Origin of the sequence: Pseudomonas sp. LPH60, assembly GCF_030718165.1 — a bacterium.
Classification (GTDB): Bacteria; Pseudomonadota; Gammaproteobacteria; order Pseudomonadales; family Pseudomonadaceae; genus Aquipseudomonas; species Aquipseudomonas danubii.
Genome location: NZ_JAVAJH010000005.1, coordinates 507,799 through 527,901 on the forward strand (window position 1 = coordinate 507,799; position 20,103 = coordinate 527,901).

Consider the following 20,103-nt stretch of genomic DNA (forward strand, 5'->3'; position numbering starts at 1 on the left):
TTTTGTGCTATATTCCGCGCCCGCGAATTTCCCTGTGAATCAACGCGTCCCTATCCAAGCCAACACCGGTCATCGACATGCAAGCAGCCAAGCCGTTATTTGACTATCCAAAGTACTGGGCCGAATGTTTCGGGCCAGCACCATTCCTGCCCATGAGCAGGGAGGAGATGGATCAGCTTGGCTGGGATTCCTGCGACATCATCATCGTCACCGGTGATGCCTACGTCGATCACCCCTCGTTCGGCATGGCGATCATCGGCCGGCTGCTGGAGTCCCAGGGCTTTCGCGTGGGGATCATCGCCCAGCCCAACTGGCAGTCCAAAGACGACTTCATGAAGCTCGGCGAGCCGAACCTGTTCTTCGGTGTCGCCGCCGGCAACATGGACTCGATGATCAACCGCTACACCGCCGACAAGAAAGTCCGCTCCGACGACGCCTACACCCCGGGCGGCCTGGCGGGCAAGCGTCCGGACCGCGCCAGCCTGGTGTACAGCCAGCGCTGCAAGGAAGCCTACAAGCATGTGCCCATCGTCCTGGGCGGCATCGAGGCTTCCCTGCGCCGTATTGCTCACTACGACTACTGGCAGGATCGGGTGCGCAACTCGATCCTGATCGACGCCAGCGCCGACATCCTGCTGTACGGCAATGCCGAGCGGGCCATCGTTGAAGTGGCCCAGCGCCTGTCCTATGGCCACAAGATCGAAGACATCACCGACGTGCGCGGCACCGCCTTCATCCGCCGCGATACGCCCAAAGACTGGTACGAAGTGGACTCCACCCGTATCGACCGCCCGGGCAAGATCGACAAGATCATCAACCCCTACGTCAATACCCAGGACACCCAGGCCTGCGCCATCGAGCAGGAGAAGGGCCCGGTTGAAGATCCGAGCGAAGCCAAGGTGGTGCAGATCCTTGCCAGCCCGCGGATGACCCGGGACAAGACCGTGATCCGCCTGCCGTCCATGGAGAAGGTGCGCAACGACCCGGTCCTGTACGCTCACGCCAACCGCGTGCTGCACCTGGAAACCAACCCGGGCAACGCCCGCGCCCTGGTGCAGAAACATGGCGAAGTGGACGTGTGGTTCAACCCGCCGCCCATTCCCATGACCACCGAGGAAATGGACTACGTGTTCGGCATGCCTTACCAGCGCGTTCCGCACCCGGCCTATGGCAAGGAAAAGATTCCGGCCTACGACATGATCCGCTTCTCGGTGAACATCATGCGTGGCTGCTTCGGCGGCTGTACCTTCTGCTCCATCACCGAGCACGAAGGGCGGATCATCCAGAACCGTTCCGAAGAGTCGATCATTCGCGAGATCGAAGAAATCCGCGACAAGGTTCCCGGTTTTACCGGAGTGATCTCCGACCTTGGCGGTCCGACTGCGAACATGTACCGCATCGCCTGCAAGAGCCCGGAGATCGAATCCGCGTGCCGCAAGCCGTCCTGCGTGTTCCCCGGCATCTGCCCGAACCTCAACACCGACCACTCGTCGCTGATCCAGCTGTATCGCAGCGCCCGCGCCTTGCCCGGGGTGAAGAAGATCCTCATCGCCTCCGGCCTGCGCTATGACCTGGCGGTGGAATCGCCGGAGTACGTCAAGGAGCTGGTGACCCACCACGTGGGTGGCTACCTGAAGATTGCCCCGGAACACACCGAGGAAGGTCCGCTCAATCAGATGATGAAGCCGGGCATCGGTACCTACGACCGCTTCAAGCGGATGTTCGAGAAGTACTCCAAGGAAGCGGGCAAGGAGCAGTACCTGATTCCGTACTTCATCGCCGCCCACCCGGGGACCACCGACGAAGACATGATGAACCTGGCCCTGTGGCTCAAGGGCAACGGCTTCCGCGCCGACCAGGTGCAGGCGTTCTACCCGTCGCCGATGGCCACCGCCACCGCCATGTACCACTCGGGCAAGAACCCGCTGCGCAAGGTCACCTACAAGAGCGACGGCGTGACCATCGTCAAGAGCGAGGAACAGCGTCGCCTGCACAAGGCGTTCCTGCGCTACCACGATCCCAAGGGCTGGCCGATGCTGCGCGAGGCCCTGCTGCGCATGGGGCGTGGCGACCTGATCGGCCCGGGCAAGCACCAGCTGATTCCGACCCATCAGCCGGCCACCGACAGCTACCAGAGCGCCCGCCGCAAGAACTCGACACCGGCCGGCAGCCACAAGGTGGCCAAGGAGACCAAGATCCTGACCCAGCACACCGGCCTGCCGCCGCGTGGCAGTGACGGTGGCAATGCCTGGGACAAGCGTGAACAGGCCAAGGCCGCCGCCTTCGCCCGCAACAAGCAGGCCGCCAAGGAGCGTGCCGATGCGGCCAAGGGCAAAGGCAAGAAGCCAACCCGCAAGCCGGTGGTACCGCGCTAGACAACAGAACGCCAGCTCCTCGGAGCTGGCGTTTTTGTTTTGGCTGCCGATCGCGGCGCAAGCCAGTCTTGTTGGCGGTCCGCTGTTAGCGCTGGCGCATTGAGCTGGCGCTGCATTAACAGTGCGAGCGCAGCAGCTTCAGGTCATGCCGTCTGGCACATTTCTGTGCAGTGAGCTGCACAGGGATGCACCGGTTGCGCGGTTTTGGTGCTGTACTGCCCCGAGTCGTTGAACAACCCCCCCGGACTTGGACCCTGGCACAAGTCTTGCGCGGGTTCATCCACCGCTCAGGCTCGCAGGAGGCACGCCGTGTCGATTCATGTCGCATTGCACCATGTCACGCACTATCGCTACGACCGCGCCGTCGAACTTGGCCCGCAGATCGTCCGCCTGCGCCCGGCTGCCCACAGCCGCACGCGAATCCTCGCCTATGCGCTGAAGGTCCAGCCCGAGCAGCATTTCATCAACTGGCAGCAGGACCCCCAGGGCAATTATCTGGCGCGCTTGGTCTTTGCGGAGAAAACCACCGAGCTGCGGATCGAAGTGGATCTGCTGGCGGAGATGGCGGTGTTCAATCCGTTTGACTTCTTCCTTGAGCCCTACGCGCAGCAGATCCCTTTCGCCTACGCCGCCGATGAGCAGCGCGAGCTGGCGCCCTACCTGGAAACCCTGCCCCTGACGCCCAAGTTCCAGGCCTACCTGGACGGTATCTCGCGTACGCCGTTGCCGGCGGTGGACTTCCTGGTGGCGTTGAATCAGCGACTCAGCGCAGACATCGCCTACCTGATTCGCCTGGAACCGGGGGTGCAGAGCCCGGAGCAGACCCTGGTCAATGCCTCCGGCTCCTGTCGCGATTCGGCCTGGCTGCTGGTGCAGCTGTTGCGCCACCTGGGACTGGCGGCGCGTTTCGTCTCCGGCTACCTGATCCAGCTCACGGCCGACGTCAAATCCCTGGATGGTCCTTCGGGCACCGAGGTGGACTTCACTGACCTGCATGCCTGGTGCGAGGTCTACTTGCCCGGAGCCGGCTGGATCGGCCTGGACGCGACCTCAGGGCTGTTTGCCGGAGAAGGTCACATTCCCCTGGCCTGCAGCCCCGATCCCTCTTCAGCGGCGCCCATCACGGGTCTTGTGGAGCCTTGCGAGTGTCAGTTCAGCCATGAAATGAGTGTGGAGCGGATCTGGGAAGCGCCCCGGGTCACCAAGCCTTACACCGACGAGCAGTGGCTGGCCATCCAGGCCCTGGGCCGGCAGATCGATGTGGACCTGCTGCAGAACGATGTGCGCCTGACCATGGGCGGCGAACCGACCTTCGTGGCCATCGACGATCCCGACGGCGCCGAGTGGAACACCGCCGCCCTGGGCGCGAACAAGCGGCGTTTGGCCGCTGAGCTGTTCCAGCGCCTGCGCCAGCGCTACGGGCCTCAGGGACTGGTGCACTTCGGCCAGGGCAAGTGGTACCCGGGGGAGCAATTGCCGCGCTGGTCGCTGAACTGCTATTGGCGAGTTGACGGTGTGCCGATCTGGCACAACAGCGCCTTGATTGCCGATGAGCACGAGGACTATGGCGCTGACGCATCATTGGCCGGGCGCTTTCTCGCCAGTGTCGCCGAGCGCCTGAAGCTGCCCGGGCGCTTTGTGTTTCCCGCCTACGAAGACCACTTCTATTACCTGTGGCGCGAGGGCCGCCTGCCCCTCAATGTCAGTGCCGAGGACTCGCGGCTGGAGGATGCCCTGGAGCGCCAGAGGTTGCGCAAGGTGTTCAGCCAGGGCCTGGATAAAGTCATTGGCCAGGTGCTGCCCCTGGCCCGCAGCGCCAAGGGTGATCAATGGCAGAGCGGCCGCTGGTATTTGCGAGACAGTCATTGCCGATTGGTGCCTGGGGATTCCCCCCTGGGCTATCGCCTGCCCCTGGCGTCCCAACCCTGGGTGACAGCGGCGGAGTACCCCTTCATTCACCCCAACGATCCGAACCAGGACTTCCCTGAGCTGCCGGACCGGGCGCAGCTCGCAGAAGTCCCTGAGTCGGCGGTTGCGGGTGAACGCGTGCCACAGATCGATCAGTCCGCAGATTGGCTGACCCGTACCGCGCTCTGCGCCGAGGCGCGAGAAGGGCGGCTGTACCTGTTCATGCCGCCCCTGGAGCGACTCGAGGATTACCTGCAACTGGTCAGCGTGATCGAAGCCACTGCGGCAGAGCTGCATTGCCCGGTGCTGCTGGAAGGCTACGAGCCGCCCGCCGACCCGCGCTTGAGCAACTTCCGGGTGACGCCGGACCCGGGCGTGATCGAGGTCAACGTGCAGCCTTCGGTCAGTTGGGACGAGCTGGTGGAGCGCACCGAGTTCCTGTACGAGCAGGCCCGGCAGACCCGCCTGACCAGTGAGAAATTCATGATCGACGGGCGCCACACCGGTACTGGCGGCGGCAACCATTTCGTCCTCGGTGGCGCGACGCCGGCGGATTCGCCGTTCCTGCGCCGCCCCGACCTGCTGCGTAGCCTGATCAGTTATTGGCACAATCATCCGTCGTTGTCCTACCTGTTTTCCGGGTTGTTCATCGGTCCCACCTCCCAGGCACCCAGGATCGATGAGGCGCGCAACGACTCGCTTTATGAACTGGAAATTGCCTTTGCACAGATGCCCGCGCCGGGCGAGGAGTGCCCGCCGTGGCGGGTGGATCGCCTGCTGCGCAACCTGCTGATCGATGTCACCGGCAATACCCATCGCGCCGAGTTCTGCATCGACAAGCTCTATGCGCCGGACGGCGCCACCGGGCGTCTCGGCCTGCTGGAACTGCGGGCCTTTGAAATGCCGCCCCATGGGCGCATGAGCCTGGTCCAGCAGTTGCTGCTGCGGGCGCTGGTGGCGCGGTTCTGGCGCGAACCTTATGCCCCGGCCAAGCTGGCGCGTTGGGGCACCGAGCTGCACGATCGTTTCCTGCTGCCGCATTTCATCGAGCAGGATTTTGCCGATGTGCTGGTGGAGCTCAATGCCGCCGGATATCCGCTGCGGGCCGAGTGGTTTGCCGCGCACTTGGAGTTTCGCTTTCCCAAGGTCGGCGATTACGCGGTCAGCGGTATCGAGCTGGAGTTGCGTCAGGCCCTGGAGCCCTGGCATGTGCTGGGGGAAGAGGGCGGGGCCGGGGGCACGGTGCGCTATGTCGACTCCTCTGTGGAGCGTCTGCAGGTCAAGATCAGTGGGCTGACGCCGCAGCGCCATGTGCTGACCTGCAACGGTGTGGCGGTCCCCTTGCAGCCCACCGGGCGGGTAGGGGAGTTTGTCGCCGGGGTGCGCTATCGCGCCTGGCAGCCGGCCAACTGCCTGCAACCCGGCATCCCGGTACACGCACCGCTGGTGTTCGATCTGCTGGACAGCTGGATGCAGCGCTCCCTGGGGGGCTGCCAATACCATGTGGCCCATCCTGGGGGACGCAACTACGACAGTCTGCCGGTCAATGCCAATGAAGCGGAAAGCCGGCGCATGGCGCGTTTCTTTCGCCTCGGACACAGCCCCGGGAGCCTCGCGGTGCCGCCTTTGATCATCAATGACGAGCTGCCCATGACCCTGGATTTGCGACGCTTCTAATCCACCTGCGACGCCCGCGATCTAGCCATATCCGGGCGTCGGGGCTGTGGGTTAATCTGACTTTCCCTGCCGTCTGCCGAGTGTTCCATGCCTGACTTGCTAGACCGTTACCCGCTGACGGCGGGTACCTACCACGAGCTGCTGGATGACCAGGGTGCGGTCCGGGCGCACTGGCAGCGCCTGCTTGAACAACTGCAACGCAGCAGCCCCGCACAACTGGCCCAGCGCCAGGCGCTGCTGACCCGGCAGATCCACGAGAACGGTGTCACCTACAACGTCTATGCCGACCCCAAGGGCGCGGACCGGCCCTGGGAGCTGGATTTGCTGCCCCATGTGATCCCGGTGGAGGAGTGGCAACTGTTGTCCGCCGGGATCGCCCAGCGGGCGCGCCTGCTCAATGCCGTACTGGCGGACCTGTACGGCCCGCAGCGACTGATCAGCGAAGGGCTGTTGCCTGCTGAACTGGTGTTCGGGCACAACAACTTTCTCTGGCCATGCCAGGGCATCCAGCCGCCCGAGCAGACCTTTCTGCACCTCTATGCAGTGGACCTGGCGCGCACCCCCGATGGTCGCTGGTGGGTCACTGCCGATCGTACCCAGGCGCCGTCCGGGGCCGGCTATGCCCTGGAAAATCGCATGATCGTGTCCCGGGCCTTTCCGGATCTGTACCGCGACCTGCACGTGCAGCATCTGGCCGGCTTCTTCCGTGCCCTGCAGGAAACCCTGGCCCGGCAGGCGCCCCGGGATGCCGAAGCGCCGCTGATCGTGCTGCTGACTCCGGGGCGTTTCAACGAGAGTTACTTCGAGCATCTGTACCTGGCGCGTCAGCTGGGTTACCCGCTGGTGGAGGGCGGCGACCTGACGGTGCGCGATGCCACGGTCTATCTCAAGACCCTCAGCGGCCTGCGTCGGGTGCACGCCATCATGCGTCGCCTGGATGATGATTTCTGTGATCCTCTGGAGCTGCGCACCGATTCCGCTCTGGGGGTGCCCGGTCTGCTGGATGCGGTGCGTCAGGGCCGGGTGCTGGTGGCCAATGCCCTGGGCAGCGGGGTGCTGGAGTCTCCAGGGCTGCTGGGCTTCTTGCCGAAAATCAGCCAGTTCCTGTTGGGGGAGCCATTGCTCCTGCCTTCCATCGCCACCTGGTGGTGTGGCGAGGCGCCCGTGCTGCAACAGGCCCTGGAGAAACTCCCAGAGCTGCTGATCAAGCCGGCGTTTCCATCCCAGAGTTTCACCCCGGTGCTGGGGCGCGACCTGAGTCCCGAACAGCGCGCCAGCCTCGCCGAGCGTATGCGTGCGCGGCCCTATGCCTATGTGGCCCAGGAGTTGCCGCAACTGTCCCAGGCGCCGGTCTGGCAGGCCGAGGACGGTCGCTTGCAGCCACGGGCCATCGGCATGCGGGTGTACGCGGTGGCCAGCGACGACGGCTATCGGGTGCTGCCCGGCGGCCTGACCCGGGTCGCCGCCGATGCCGACGCCGAAGTGGTGTCGATGCAGCGCGGTGGCGCCAGCAAGGACACTTGGGTGCTGGGGGAGCGCGCGCCCAGCGGCGAGCAATGGAAAGCCCAGCGCACCATTGGTGTTTATGACCTGGTCCGTCGTGATCCCTACTTGCCGTCGCGGGTGGTGGAGAATCTGTTCTGGTTCGGTCGTTATTGTGAGCGCTGTGACGACAGCGCACGGCTGTTGCGGATCATGCTGGCCCGTTACGTCGATGGCGACGATCCGCGAGCCTTGCTGGCCGCGGTCGACCTTGGGGAAAGCCTGATGCTGCTGCCGGATGAGGGCGAGTTGCCCGAGCGTCTGCTGGCGGCCCTGTTGGGGGAGGACTGGTCGTTCAGCCTGCGCTCCAACTTGCAGCGCCTGCAGTGGGCCGCCTCCCAGGTGCGCGGCAAGCTGTCCCGGGAAAACTGGCAGGCCCTGGTGGAGTTGCAGCGCGAAGCCCAGGAGCTGGACACCGCAGAGCCGGACTTCGGCGAGCTGCTGGATTTTCTCAACCGTCTGGTGATGTCCCTGGCAGCGCTCTCGGGATTCGCCCTGGACGACATGACCCGCGACGAAGGATGGCGCTTCCTGATGATTGGCCGACGCATCGAGCGCCTGCAATTTCTTAGCAGCAGCCTGGCCGCCTTCCTGCGGGGCACTGCGGTGTTCGATCAGGCGGGCCTGGAGTGGCTGCTGGAGCTGGGCAACAGCAGCATCACCTATCGCTCCCGCTACCTGGCGGTGGCGCAGTTGATCCCGGTCCTCGACCTGTTGCTGCTGGATGAGCAGAACCCCCATGCGGTGCTGTTCCAGCTCAAGCTGGTGACCCGAACCCTCAAGCGCCTCAACGATGACTTCGGCGTGCCCCGTGAGGTGGCGTTGCCGAGGCTGGTGGAGCGCCTGGCCCATGTCGACCTGGGCTGCCTGGAGAACTCCCTGTTTGGTGAGGCCAGCGTGAGAGCCGCCGTGGCCGGGCTGGCGGACCTGTTGCAAGAGATCGCCGAGGTCAGCGGCCAGGTGTCCGATCGCCTGGCCTTGCGGCATTTCGCCCACGTGGATGATGTCAGCCAGCAAACGGTGTCGGTGTAATGAGCGCGCGCTACCAGATTTTCCATGACACCCATTATCGCTACGACAGCCCGGTGTCCCTGGCCCAGCAGCTGGCGCACCTGTGGCCCCGGGTTTGCGCCTGGCAACAGTGCAGCGAGCGGCAGTTGCTGATCAGTCCCGAGCCCACCTCCCGCCGTGACGAGCAGGATGTGTTTGGTAACCCTTTGACCCGTCTGGCCTTCGAGCGGCCCCATGATGAATTGCAGGTCAACGCCCAGCTTAGCGTCGAGGTGCTGGATCGGCCGCGTTTGGACTTTGCCGCGTCCATGGCGTGGGATGTCGCCCGGGGAGCCCTGACCTACAGCGGTCGGCCGTTGCCGGTGGCGTTGCTGGAGGCCAGCCGCTATCGCTTCGAATCACCTTATGTGCATCTCAAGCAGCGTTTCGTCGAGTTTTCCGCAAGCTGCTTTGCTCCGGGACGGCCTCTGCTGCAGGGCGTCCAGGCCTTGATGGAGAAGATCTTCAGCGAGTTCACCTTCGATGCCGAAGCGACCCAAGTGGCGACACCTTTGGTGGAAGTCCTGGAGCGTCGGCGGGGCGTGTGCCAGGACTTTGCCCACCTGATGCTGGCGTGCCTACGTTCGCGAGGGTTGGCGGCGCGCTACATCAGCGGCTACCTGCTGACCCAGCCACCGCCGGGGCAGCCGCGGCTGATCGGTGCCGACGCTTCCCATGCCTGGGTATCGGTGTTTTGTCCGGTGCTGGGCTGGGTGGATTTCGATCCGACCAACAACGTGCAGCCGGCACTGGAACACATCACCCTGGCCTGGGGCCGTGATTTTTCCGATGTGTCGCCGTTGCGTGGAGTGATTCTTGGCGGGGGCAGCCATGACCCGGAGGTCCGGGTCACCGTCATGCCTCTGGAATAAAGCAGGAGCCGGCTTGCCGGCGAAGAGGCCGGCGGATGCTGCGTGGGGCTTGGGGGAGCCTTCGCTGGCTAGCCGGCTTCTACTGTGCCAGGTCGGGTGTTTCAGGCCTGGGGGGCTTGAGGCTCGGCGTCATCGACGCTCACTTCACCTTCAGTATCCGGGGTCAGTGTGCTGGCTTCTTCTGCAGCAGCTTTCTTGCGTTGCAGCTTTTCCTCTTTCTTCTGTTCCTTGGCCAAGTCTCGTTGACGTTTGGCGAAGGAGTAGTTGGGTTTAGCCATGGGCGATCCTCTGGGGTCGAAGGTGAGGTTGAGCGGCGCGTATTCTGCCTGTTATCGGGTGCTGACGGTTAACTGGGTTTGCTCTCGGACCACTTGTCCGCTACCGAAGGCTTCCAGGCGTCCAGGGCATCCAGCAGGCTGGCTGGCGATTCGCTCATTTGCAGCATGTCACGGTGCGGGGCCCGGACGAAGCCTTCGCCGACGATATGGTCGAGAAATCCACTGAGTTTTTCGTAGAAGCCGTTCACTTCCAGCAGGCCCAGAGGCTTGTGGTGATAGCCCAGTTGGCCCCAGGTCCAGACTTCGAACAATTCTTCCAGGGTGCCCAGGCCCCCAGGCAGGGCAATGAAGGCATCGCTGAGTTCAGCCATGCGCGCCTTGCGCGCGTGCATGCCGTCCACCACTTCCAGGCGGGTCAGGCCGTTGTGGCCGATTTCCTTGTCTTTCAGGCTTTGCGGGATGATCCCGATGACTTCACCGCCGGCTGCCAGGGCCGCGTCGGCCACTATGCCCATCAGGCCCACCGCGCCGCCGCCATAGACCAGGGTCAGCTTGCGCTCGGCCAGGGCGCGGCCCAGGGCCTGGGCTGCTTCACGATAGAGGGGATGGCTGCCGGTACTGGCGCCACAAAATACACAGACAGAAGTTAACGACATGCCTTACTCCGAGGTCATTGATGGCCTCAGAGTAAAGGCTGAAAGATCTGGCTCCAAGCATTAAACCTCGCGTTGCGGGGTTTCATGGGTACCGCTGGCACCGCAGGCGTAGGCGGCGAGCAAGCTGCGAAACAGGCTGTTGAGAGGCATGACCAAGGCTCCGAAAAGATGTTGATGGGCAGATCTTAGAGGGCGGTTTCGCAGGGGGCTGTTTGATTGTCTTGATCGGCCCGATAGCAGAGAGTTGTATACAGTTTTTTGATGCAAATCATAGGAACTTGGCAGAAATTCAGGCAGTCTTCGGTCCCATGGATTCAGATGGATTTTGTTAACCCTGCCTTGGAGATTCACCATGTTTGCCAAACTCGTTGCGGTATCCCTGTTGACACTGGCCAGCAGCCAACTGATGGCTGCCGAATGCAAGGTCGATGTCGACTCTACCGACCAGATGTCCTTCAACACTAAGGAAATCACCATCGACAAGAGCTGCAAGACCTTCACCGTGAACCTGACTCACTCCGGCAGCCTGCCGAAGAACGTCATGGGTCATAACTGGGTCCTGAGCAAAACCGCAGACATGGCTGGCATCGCCGCCGACGGCATGGCCGCTGGCATCGACAAGAGCTACCTGAAAGAAGGCGACACCCGCGTCATCGCCCACACCAAGATCATCGGTGCTGGCGAGAAAGACTCGGTGACCTTCGACGTATCGAAGCTGACTGCTGGCGAAAGCTACCAGTTCTTCTGCTCGTTCCCAGGCCACAACTCGATGATGAAAGGCGCTGTGATCCTGAAGTAAGCATCAGGTCCGGCTGCAACAAGAAAGCGCCCCGCGGGGCGCTTTTTTTGTGCCTGACGTTTCACCCTCTGGTCGGAGCGGGCCTGTCCGCGAAAAGGCCCTTGAACCTGGTGCAGCATCACGCGGCCCTTTCGCCGGCAAGCCGGCTCCTACAGAACGTGGTGGGTCACGGGGCGAAGGGCATGACGCGTTTGTGATGGGTCTTGCGGTAGGTGTCGCAGATGATCTTGAAGGCTTCCTCGCGCACCGGCTGGCCATGCAGGAAGGCGTCGATCTCGGTGTAGGTGACGCCATGTGAGGCTTCATCCGGCTTGCCCGGGGACAGGTCCTCGAGGTCGGCGGTGGGCACCTTCTCTACCAGGGATTCCGGAGCGCCGAAGTAGCGGGCAATCGAGCGCACCTGATTCTTCACCAGGCCGCTCAGTGGCGCCAGGTCGCAGGCGCCATCACCGAACTTGGTGAAGAAACCCATCACCGCTTCGGCGGCGTGGTCGGTGCCGATCACCAGGCCCTGGGCGGCGCCGGCGATGGTGTACTGGGCCACCATGCGCATCCGCGCCTTGGTGTTGCCGAGGACAAAGTCCCGGGACACCGCGTGCTGCCCCTCAAAGGCCGCGACTTCATTGGCCAGGGCCTTGACCGCCGGGCCGATGTTCACGGTGTGGCGTTCGTCGGGGTTGATGAAGTCCACCGAAGCCTGGGCGTCGTGTTCGTCGAACTGGGTCTCGTAGGGCAGGCGCACGGCGATGAAGCGGTAGCTGTCGTCACCGCTGCGCTCGCGCAGCTCACGCATGGCGCGTTGGGCCAGCAGGCCGGCGGTCAGCGAGTCGACACCGCCGCTGATACCCAGGACCAGGGACTTGAGACCGGAATTGACCAGGCAGTCCTGGATGAAACGGACGCGCCGGGCGATTTCCGCCTCCAGGGCCGCTTGGTCGGGAAAAGGTGCTTGGACCTTCAGCTGCTGCGCAATCTCACGCTGTGCGGCTTGCATGATTCACTCCTTGCCAGGTTGGACAGGTACTTGGAAAACGTGGCGCAAGTAAGCGACGAAGTTGGGATCCTTGCAATGGGTCTTGCCCGCTTCATCGGAGATCTTGGCGACGGGCTGGCCATTGCAGGCGGCCATTTTAAGCACGATGCTCATCGGCTCGACACCGGGAATATCACAGGTCAGGTTGGTGCCGATGCCAAAGCTGACGTTGATCCGCCCCCGCAGCGCACGGAATATTTCCAGGGAGCGCGGCAGGGTCAGGCTGTCGGAGAACACCAGGGTCTTGCTCATCGGGTCGATGCCCAGCTTGTGGTAATGGGCGATGGCTTTCTCCGCCCAGAGGATCGGGTCCCCGGAGTCGTGGCGCAGGCCGTCGAACAGCTTGGCGAAGAACAGATCGAAGTCACCGAGGAAGGCGTCGGTGGTGATGCAGTCGGTCAGGGCAATGCCCAACAGGCCGCGGTATTCGCGGACCCAGCAGTCGAGGGCGGCGATCTGGCTGTCGATCAACCGGGGGCCCAACTGCTGGTGGGCCATGATCCATTCGTGGGCCATGGTGCCCAGGGGTTTCATGTTCAGCTCCCGGGACAGGTGCACGTTGCTGGTGCCGACAAAACGCCCGGGGAAATCATGCTTGAGCACGTTCACCACTTCTTCCTGGACCCGGTAGGAAAAGCGTCGGCGGGTGCCGAAATCCGCCACTTGCAGTTCGGACAACTCTTCGCTGCTGGCGTTGGCGCTGAGCCAGTCGAACTTGCGGTACAGCTGCTCCCGGGCCTGCACCAGCTGGATCTCGCGGTAGCGGTAGCGGTTACGCACTTCACTGATGATGGCCAGCATCGGCACTTCGAACAGAATCACATGCAGCCAGGGACCGCGCAGGCGGATGAACAGCTCGCCGTTCTCGATGCCGGTGTGCACGTAGCGCAGGTTGAAGCGAAACAGCCCGAGAAAGCGCAGGAAGTCCGGCTTGAGGAAGCTGATGCGTTCGAGAAAGCCCAGTTGGTCGGCGCTCAGGCTCAGTTCCGCCAGGCGCTCGAACTGATAGCGGATCTCCGCCAGGTACGGCTGCAGATCCTCGCTGTTACGGCAACGAAACTCCCATTCCACTTCCACGTTGGGGTAGTTGTGCAGCACCGCCTGCATCATGGTCAGTTTGTAGAAGTCGGTGTCGAGCAGGTTCTGCACGATGCGATCGGCAAACACACTCTCGCTCATAACGGGAATCTCCATGCTGGCCGCGACGGACAGCGGCGGCTTCAGCTCTTTCAATGAAGGCGCTAGTGGCGCATAGACGTCCTGCGCTTGACCAGCGATTTTTGCGGCGGGCCATTCTCCTGCGATAGGCGCTGGCTGGCCAGCGAATGGGGCTTGGGCCGTGCCTGGGCTCCATTCGCCGGCAAGCCGGCTCCTACGCGAGGGGAGCGTCGTTGTGTTCGAGCATCCAGCGCACGAAGTCGCGGACCTTGGGCACTTCCGCCGAGTGTTCGGGGTAGGCCAGGTAGTAGGCATCCTGGCTGGGCATGGCGTACTTCCAGGCGATCACCAGCTTGCCCTCGGCCAGTTCCTCTTCCACCAGGAAGCGTGGCAGCAGCGCCACGCCACAACCGACCTGGGCGGCGCGGATGCACATATAGAAGGTTTCGAAGCGCGGGCCGTGATAGCTGTGTTCGGTCTGATAACCCTGCTGTTCGAACCATTCGTGCCAGCCTTGGGGGCGCGAGGCGTTTTGCAGCAGGACCAGATCGGTCAGTTGCCTGGGGTCGGTCAAGGGTTCGGCGGGCAGGCTATCCGGGGCGCAGACCGCCACCAGTTCTTCGCTGAACAGTTTCAGGCTCTCGGTGCCGGGGCGCGAACCCTGGCCAAAGTAGAACGCCAGGTCGGCGTGCCCCTGGAGCAGTTCGTCCGGCTCCTGCTCGTTGCACAGGTCCAGGTGGATATGCGGATGGCGCAGGCGCCAGCCCTTGAGGCGCGGCACCAGCCAGCGGGCGCCGAAGGTGTAGGGCGTGGACACCCGCAGCACTTCGGTCTCGCCGCCGTAGGAGCGCAGGTAGTGGGTGGACATCTCCACCTGGGTCAGGATCTTGCGCACTTCCACCAGGTACAGGTCGCCGGCCGGGGTCAGTTGCAGGCGGCGGCGGACCCGACGGAACAACAGGTGTTGCAGCAGCTCTTCCAGCTGCGCCACCTGCTTGCTGACCGCGCTCTGGGTCAGATTGAGTTCCTCGGCGGCGCGGGTGAAGCTCAGGTGCCGGGTCACGGCCTCGAAGCACTGCAGGGCAGTGATTGATGGCAGGTAGCGTTTGTTGAGCATGGGTGGTCCTTGTTCTTATCGGTGCTGGATGCCGGCTCAGCATGAATAAACGGAATGATATCTCGCTTAAAGGTCGTTTGTTGGCAAGTCTCGGGCCAGCTACAACTACAGGCCTTGATGGCCGTCGCAGCGGTCGGGATTTTTCGCTTTTCACCTGTAAGGAGTGACCCCCATGGTTGCCGCATTGCTTGATCGTCTGGGTGTGAACCCGGCCCTGTACCAGTCGGGCTCCCAGCCTGTGCATTCGCCGATCGACGGCAGCCGGATCGCCGCCGTGAACTGGCAGGGCGCCGCCGAAGTGGAGCAGCAGGTCAGTCGCGCAGAGCATGCATTCGCCCTGTGGCGCAAAGTACCGGCTCCCCGCCGTGGCGAGCTGGTGCGGCAATTTGGTGAGGTGCTGCGCGAGTACAAGGCCGATCTGGGCGAACTGGTTTCCTGGGAAGCCGGCAAGATCACCCAGGAAGGGCTGGGGGAAGTGCAGGAGATGATCGACATCTGCGACTTCGCCGTCGGCCTGTCGCGCCAGCTCTACGGCCTGACCATCGCCTCCGAGCGCCCCGGCCACCACATGCGTGAAACCTGGCATCCCCTGGGCGTGGTCGGGGTGATCAGTGCCTTCAACTTCCCGGTGGCGGTCTGGGCCTGGAACACCGCTCTGGCGCTGGTCTGCGGCAACCCGGTGATCTGGAAACCTTCGGAGAAGACCCCGCTCACCGCCCTGGCGTGCCAGGCCTTGCTGGAGCGCGTGCTGAAGAATTTCCAGGACGCTCCCGAGTACCTGAGCCAGGTGATCATCGGTGGTCGCGACGCTGGCGCCGCCCTGGTGGACGATCCACGCGTGGCCCTGATCAGCGCCACCGGCAGCACCCGCATGGGCCGTGAAGTGGCGCCGAAAGTGGCCGCACGCTTTGCTCGCAGCATTCTCGAACTGGGTGGCAACAACGCCATGATCCTCGGCCCGAGCGCCGACCTGGACATGGCCGTGCGCGCCATCCTGTTCAGCGCCGTCGGCACCGCCGGCCAGCGTTGCACCACCTTGCGCCGGTTGATTGCCCACGAATCGGTGAAAGAGGAAATCGTCACCCGTCTCAAGGCGGCCTACTCCAAGGTGCGCATCGGCCACCCCCTGCAGGGCAACCTGATCGGCCCGCTGATCGACAAGCACAGCTTCGACGCCATGCAGGACGCCCTGGAGCAGGCCCTGAGCGAGGGCGGCCGGGTGTTCGGTGGCCAACGCCAGTTGCAGGAACAGTTCCCCAATGCCTATTACGTGTCGCCGGCGATTGTCGAAATGCCGGAGCAGAGTGATGTGGTGTGCAGCGAAACCTTCGCCCCTATCCTCTATGTCATTGGCTACAACGACTTTGAAGAGGCCCTGCGCTTGAACAACGCCGTGCCCCAGGGCCTGTCGTCGTGCATCTTCACCACTGATGTGCGTGAAGCTGAGCAGTTCATGTCGGCGGTGGGCAGCGACTGTGGGATTGCCAACGTCAACATCGGCCCGAGTGGCGCGGAGATTGGCGGCGCCTTTGGTGGCGAGAAGGAAACCGGCGGCGGTCGCGAGTCCGGCTCCGATGCCTGGCGTGGCTACATGCGGCGTCAGACCAACACCGTCAACTACTCCCAGGAGCTGCCATTGGCCCAGGGCATTACCTTCGATTGAGTTCTATGACCGGCAAGCGGGCTCCTGCAGAACGTTCCTGTAGGAGCCCGCTTGTCGGCGAACAGCGGCACATGCGTTTGAGCATCTGTGGTTGGTTTATTTCGGAGTCTGGCAATGGCGCTACAAGAACAATGTCTATGGGAAAAGCTGACCCCTCAAAGACCTGACAATGCGCCGCTCAAGGGCGAGCTGACGGCGGATGTGTGCATCATCGGCGCCGGCTTCACCGGTTTATCGGCGGCCGTGCATCTGCTGGAGCAAGGCAAGCGGGTCTGTGTCGTCGAGGCCCACCGCGCCGGGCAGGGCGGTTCGGGGCGCAACGTCGGGCTGGTCAACGCCGGCCTGTGGATTCCCCCGGACGAGATCGAGGCCGGTTTCGGCGAGCAGGTGGGCAGCCAGCTCAACCGCATGCTCGGGGCCGCGCCGTCCCTGGTGTTCAGCCTGGTGGACAAATACCAGATCGATTGCCAGTTACGCCGCGAAGGCACGTTGCACATGGCCCACAACGCTCGGGGCGAGGCTGACCTGCGCAGTCGCGAGGAGCAATGGAAGCGCCGTGGTGCACCGGTGGAACTGTTGACCGGCACCGCCTGCGAACAGGCAACCGGCACCCGCAAGATCGCCGCCGCCTTGCTCGACCGGCGCGCCGGCACCCTCAACCCGATGGCCTACACCACCGGGCTGGCCAAGGCCGCGATCAAGCTCGGCGGCCAGTTGTTCGATCACTCCCCCGTCACTCGCCTGGAACGCCAGGGTCAGCGTTGGTCGGTGCAGACCGACCAGGGTTCGGTGCTGGCCGAGCAGGTGGTGATCGCCTCCAACGCCTACACCGAAGGCGACTGGACCGAGCTGCGGCGCAACTTCTTCCCCGGCTACTACTATCAGGTGGCCTCGGCGCCGCTCACCGAAGAGGCCGCCCGGCAGATCCTGCCCGGAGGCCAGGGTTCCTGGGATACCCGTCAGGTGCTGAGCAGCATTCGCCGGGATGCCGATGGCCGCTTGTTGTTGGGCAGCCTGGGCAACGGCAACCAGAAACCCCTGTGGTTTCTCAAGGCCTGGGCCGATCGGGTGCAGCAGCATTACTTCCCCTACCTCAAACCGGTGGAGTGGGAATCCACCTGGACCGGCTGCATTGCCTTTACCCCCGATCACCTGATGCGCCTGTTTGAACCGGCGCCCGGCCTGGTGGCGGTCACCGGTTACAACGGCCGTGGCGTTACCACCGGCACCGTGGTCGGCAAGGCGTTCGCCGACTACCTGTGTAACGGCAATCCCCAGGCCCTGCCGATTCCTTTTGCCCCCATGCAGCCCCTGGTCGGAGTGGGGTTGCGCAGTTGTCTGTACGAGGCCGGATTTTCCCTCTACCACGCGGGCCAGTGCCTGCGGATCGTCATCTGAACAAGGAAATAAACAGTCGGGGACGACGCTTTTCGATGCAGCGACTAGCCTGTAATGGTGCGGCTCGTAGCAGTCTCGCACCAGCAGTGTGCAGTTCGGTGACGCGGGCTGTTACAGCAGGGTTGCACGTTGAATTGTGTCGCGGTTGCAATGATGGCACGCATGGGTTGCGCCCATTAAAAAGCAGGGTTTTACCTTCCGCGGTTTAGACGGTTGCACGCCCAATAAAAATGGGCTCGAAACAGTCGAAATAACAATAAGACAGCGACTTTTTTCAGAATAAAAAACCACTGGCACGGCGCTTGCTCTGAGCAATTCTAGTGAAGTCGCAGTGCCAACTAAAAAAACCTTGGAGCACCACCTCATGTCCCAGACGTTTTACAAGAAAGGCTTTCTGGCCCTCGCAGTGGCAACTGCGCTGGGTGTTTCTGCGTTTGCTCAAGCCGACCTGAAGATCGGCGTAGCGGGTCCCATGACAGGCGCCAATGCGGCATTTGGCGAGCAGTACATGAAGGGTGCACAGGCAGCGGCTGACGAGATCAACGCCAAGGGCGGTGTCAACGGCGAGAAGATCGTCCTGGTCAAGGGCGACGACGCCTGCGAACCGAAGCAGGCCGTGGCCGTGGCCAACCGCCTGGTGGACCAGGACAAGGTGGCGGGCGTCGTGGGGCACTTCTGCTCCTCGTCGACCATTCCGGCTTCCGAGGTGTACAGCGACGCCGGTGTGATTGCCATCACCCCGGGCTCCACCAACCCCCAGGTCACCGAGCGTGGCCTGTCCGCGATGTTCCGTATGTGCGGGCGTGACGACCAGCAGGGCATCGTCGCCGGCGACTACATCGTTGACGTGCTCAAGGGCAAGAAAGTCGTGGTGCTGCACGACAAGGACACCTACGGCCAGGGCCTGGCGGATGCCACCAAGGCACAGCTGACCAAGCGCGGCGTGACCCCGGTGCTGTACGAGGGCCTGACCCGTGGCGAGAAGGACTTCAGCGCCGTGGTGACCAAGATCCGCGCTGCCGGTGCCGACGTGGTGTACTTCGGCGGCCTGCACCCGGAAGCCGGTCCGCTGGTCCGCCAGCTGCGCGAGCAGGGCCTGAAGGACGTCAAGTTCATGTCCGACGACGGCATCGTGACCGACGAGCTGGTGACCACCGCCGGTGGCCCGCAATACGTCGACGGTGTGTACATGACCTTCGGCGCCGACCCACGCCTGCTGCCTGACAGCAAGGCGGTGGTGGATGCCTTCCGCAAGGCCGGCACCGAGCCTGAAGGCTACACCCTGTACGCCTACGCGTCGGTCCAGGCCCTGGCCGCCGGCTTCAATGGCGCCAAATCCAACAAAGGCGAAGACGCCGCCAAGTGGCTCAAGGCCAACCCGGTGAAAACCGTGATGGGCGAGAAGTCCTGGGATGGCAAGGGCGACCTGAAGATCTCCGACTACGTGGTCTATCAGTGGGACAAGGACGGCAAGTACCACCAGCTGGAAAAACAGAAGTGACATGAGTCCGAACGAACCGGTACTACCCCCTGGTACCGGTTCGTACTCGTGCAGTACTTGCCTTTTCTCGTAGAGCTGCACAACGGACGTGTTGCGCGGACCGGTGATCCCTGTCCGTCGCTGACGCCCTGTGCCGTCTCTCAAGTCCGTGAGATTGCGTTATGGATGGTATTTTCCTGCAGCAACTGATCAATGGACTGACCCTCGGGTCTGTCTATGGTCTGATCGCCATCGGCTACACAATGGTCTATGGCATCATCGGCATGATCAACTTCGCCCACGGCGAGGTTTACATGATTTCCGCTTACCTCGCGGCAATCAGTCTGGCTCTGCTGGCCTACTTCGGCATCGAATCCTTCCCGCTACTCATTCTCGGCACCCTGGTCTTCACCGTGGTGGTGACGGGGATCTATGGCTGGGTCATCGAGCGCGTGGCCTACAAACCCCTGCGCAACTCCACCCGCCTGGCACCGCTGATCAGCGCCATCGGTATCTCGCTGATCCTGCAGAACTACGCGCAGATCAGCCAGGGCGCCAAGCAGCAAGGGGTTCCGACCCTGTTGGCCGGGGCCTGGAAAGTCGATATCGGCACCGGCTTCGTGCAGCTCACCTACACCAAGATCTTCATCCTGGTGGCGGCGTTCGCCGGCATGGCGCTGCTCACCTACATCATCAAGTACACCAAGCTGGGGCGCATGTGCCGGGCCACCCAGCAAGACCGCAAGATGGCCTCGATCCTCGGCATCAACACTGATCGGGTGATCTCCTACGTGTTCGTCATCGGCGCGGCCATGGCGGCCCTGGCCGGTGTGCTGATCACCATGAACTACGGCACCTTCGACTTCTATGCCGGCTTCGTCATCGGCATCAAGGCGTTCACCGCAGCCGTGCTCGGCGGCATTGGCTCGCTGCCCGGAGCGATGCTCGGCGGGATCATCCTCGGGATCTCCGAGTCGCTGTTCTCCGGCTTGATCAACTCCGACTACAAAGACGTGTTCAGTTTCTCGCTGCTGGTGCTGATCCTGATTTTCCGTCCCCAAGGCCTGCTGGGTCGCCCACTCGTGGCGAAGGTATAA

Annotated in this window: 14 protein-coding genes; 9 read left to right on the forward strand and 5 right to left on the reverse strand. The window is 63.1% G+C overall.

The annotated features are described in order from the left end of the window. Nucleotides 1-77 precede the first annotated feature (77 nt). The 4 genes from Q8O96_RS20795 (at nucleotide 78) to Q8O96_RS20810 (ending at nucleotide 9,424) form a co-directional block, all read left to right on the forward strand. Entirely contained in the window at nucleotides 78-2,375 is a 2,298-nt protein-coding gene (locus Q8O96_RS20795) for a YgiQ family radical SAM protein (protein ID WP_102862919.1), read from the forward strand. 309 nt (nucleotides 2,376-2,684) lie between these two features. After that, the gene (locus tag Q8O96_RS20800) at nucleotides 2,685-5,960 is read left to right on the forward strand and encodes a DUF2126 domain-containing protein (protein WP_305949318.1); all 3,276 of its coding nucleotides are present in this window, start codon (nucleotides 2,685-2,687) and stop codon (nucleotides 5,958-5,960) included. 87 nt (nucleotides 5,961-6,047) lie between these two features. Continuing rightward, nucleotides 6,048-8,534, forward strand: coding sequence for a circularly permuted type 2 ATP-grasp protein (locus tag Q8O96_RS20805; protein WP_102862921.1), 2,487 nt, complete (start codon nucleotides 6,048-6,050; stop codon nucleotides 8,532-8,534). Beyond that, nucleotides 8,534-9,424 carry a transglutaminase family protein gene (locus Q8O96_RS20810; protein WP_102862922.1) on the forward strand — a complete coding sequence of 297 codons (891 nt, stop codon included), beginning with the start codon at nucleotides 8,534-8,536 and terminating at the stop codon, nucleotides 9,422-9,424. The genes Q8O96_RS20805 and Q8O96_RS20810 overlap by 1 nt, the downstream gene beginning before the upstream one ends. Nucleotides 9,425-9,525: 101 nt before the next feature. Here Q8O96_RS20810 and Q8O96_RS20815 read toward each other — a convergent pair whose 3' ends face one another. Together Q8O96_RS20815 and Q8O96_RS20820 are read right to left on the reverse strand one after the other, a co-directional pair. Beyond that, nucleotides 9,526-9,702: a hypothetical protein gene (locus tag Q8O96_RS20815; RefSeq protein ID WP_162884106.1), complete on the reverse strand. Its 177-nt coding sequence runs from the start codon at nucleotides 9,700-9,702 to the stop codon at nucleotides 9,526-9,528. 68 nt (nucleotides 9,703-9,770) lie between these two features. After that, nucleotides 9,771-10,358 (reverse strand): TIGR00730 family Rossman fold protein, encoded by a 588-nt coding sequence (locus Q8O96_RS20820; RefSeq protein ID WP_102862923.1) that lies wholly within the window; start codon nucleotides 10,356-10,358, stop codon nucleotides 9,771-9,773. Nucleotides 10,359-10,710: 352 nt separating this feature from the next. Here Q8O96_RS20820 and azu point away from each other — a divergent pair, with 352 nt between their 5' ends. Continuing rightward, nucleotides 10,711-11,157, forward strand: a complete 447-nt coding sequence (gene azu / locus Q8O96_RS20825; protein ID WP_102862924.1) for an azurin — start codon at nucleotides 10,711-10,713, stop codon at nucleotides 11,155-11,157. A 166-nt stretch (nucleotides 11,158-11,323) separates the two neighbouring features. Here the strand turns inward: azu and nadE are convergent, their stop codons facing one another. The 3 genes from nadE to Q8O96_RS20840 form a co-directional block, all read right to left on the reverse strand. Next, nucleotides 11,324-12,151, reverse strand: a complete 828-nt coding sequence (nadE, locus tag Q8O96_RS20830) for an ammonia-dependent NAD(+) synthetase (protein ID WP_102862925.1) — start codon at nucleotides 12,149-12,151, stop codon at nucleotides 11,324-11,326. A 3-nt stretch (nucleotides 12,152-12,154) separates the two neighbouring features. Beyond that, on the reverse strand, nucleotides 12,155-13,369 hold the full coding sequence (gene pncB / locus Q8O96_RS20835; RefSeq protein WP_102862926.1) for a nicotinate phosphoribosyltransferase: 1,215 nt from the start codon (nucleotides 13,367-13,369) through the stop codon (nucleotides 12,155-12,157). 193 nt (nucleotides 13,370-13,562) lie between these two features. Then, the gene (locus Q8O96_RS20840; protein ID WP_102862927.1) at nucleotides 13,563-14,465 is read right to left on the reverse strand and encodes a LysR family transcriptional regulator; all 903 of its coding nucleotides are present in this window, start codon (nucleotides 14,463-14,465) and stop codon (nucleotides 13,563-13,565) included. Nucleotides 14,466-14,637: 172 nt separating this feature from the next. Between Q8O96_RS20840 and Q8O96_RS20845 the strand changes: the two genes are divergently transcribed. The 4 genes from Q8O96_RS20845 (at nucleotide 14,638) to Q8O96_RS20860 (ending at nucleotide 20,103) form a co-directional block, all read left to right on the forward strand. After that, nucleotides 14,638-16,128 carry an aldehyde dehydrogenase family protein gene (locus Q8O96_RS20845; protein WP_305949319.1) on the forward strand — a complete coding sequence of 497 codons (1,491 nt, stop codon included), beginning with the start codon at nucleotides 14,638-14,640 and terminating at the stop codon, nucleotides 16,126-16,128. A 114-nt stretch (nucleotides 16,129-16,242) separates the two neighbouring features. Further along, complete coding sequence (locus Q8O96_RS20850; protein ID WP_115581485.1) at nucleotides 16,243-17,526, forward strand: FAD-binding oxidoreductase; 1,284 nt, start codon at nucleotides 16,243-16,245, stop codon at nucleotides 17,524-17,526. 364 nt (nucleotides 17,527-17,890) lie between these two features. After that, nucleotides 17,891-19,027 (forward strand): branched-chain amino acid ABC transporter substrate-binding protein, encoded by a 1,137-nt coding sequence (locus Q8O96_RS20855; RefSeq protein ID WP_102881998.1) that lies wholly within the window; start codon nucleotides 17,891-17,893, stop codon nucleotides 19,025-19,027. Nucleotides 19,028-19,188: 161 nt separating this feature from the next. After that, complete coding sequence (locus Q8O96_RS20860) at nucleotides 19,189-20,103, forward strand: branched-chain amino acid ABC transporter permease LivH (RefSeq protein WP_102862931.1); 915 nt, start codon at nucleotides 19,189-19,191, stop codon at nucleotides 20,101-20,103.

Coding starts and splice junctions, on each gene's coding strand:
- Q8O96_RS20795 (WP_102862919.1), top strand. CDS start 78: ATGCAAGCAGCCAAGCCGTTATTTGACTATCCAAAGTACTGGGCCGAA.
- Q8O96_RS20805 (WP_102862921.1), top strand. CDS start 6,048: ATGCCTGACTTGCTAGACCGTTACCCGCTGACGGCGGGTACCTACCAC.
- Q8O96_RS20810 (WP_102862922.1), top strand. CDS start 8,534: ATGAGCGCGCGCTACCAGATTTTCCATGACACCCATTATCGCTACGAC.
- Q8O96_RS20815 (WP_162884106.1), bottom strand. CDS start 9,702: ATGGCTAAACCCAACTACTCCTTCGCCAAACGTCAACGAGACTTGGCC.
- Q8O96_RS20820 (WP_102862923.1), bottom strand. CDS start 10,358: ATGTCGTTAACTTCTGTCTGTGTATTTTGTGGCGCCAGTACCGGCAGC.
- azu (WP_102862924.1), top strand. CDS start 10,711: ATGTTTGCCAAACTCGTTGCGGTATCCCTGTTGACACTGGCCAGCAGC.
- nadE (WP_102862925.1), bottom strand. CDS start 12,151: ATGCAAGCCGCACAGCGTGAGATTGCGCAGCAGCTGAAGGTCCAAGCA.
- pncB (WP_102862926.1), bottom strand. CDS start 13,369: ATGAGCGAGAGTGTGTTTGCCGATCGCATCGTGCAGAACCTGCTCGAC.
- Q8O96_RS20840 (WP_102862927.1), bottom strand. CDS start 14,465: ATGCTCAACAAACGCTACCTGCCATCAATCACTGCCCTGCAGTGCTTC.
- Q8O96_RS20845 (WP_305949319.1), top strand. CDS start 14,638: ATGGTTGCCGCATTGCTTGATCGTCTGGGTGTGAACCCGGCCCTGTAC.
- Q8O96_RS20850 (WP_115581485.1), top strand. CDS start 16,243: ATGGCGCTACAAGAACAATGTCTATGGGAAAAGCTGACCCCTCAAAGA.
- Q8O96_RS20855 (WP_102881998.1), top strand. CDS start 17,891: ATGTCCCAGACGTTTTACAAGAAAGGCTTTCTGGCCCTCGCAGTGGCA.
- Q8O96_RS20860 (WP_102862931.1), top strand. CDS start 19,189: ATGGATGGTATTTTCCTGCAGCAACTGATCAATGGACTGACCCTCGGG.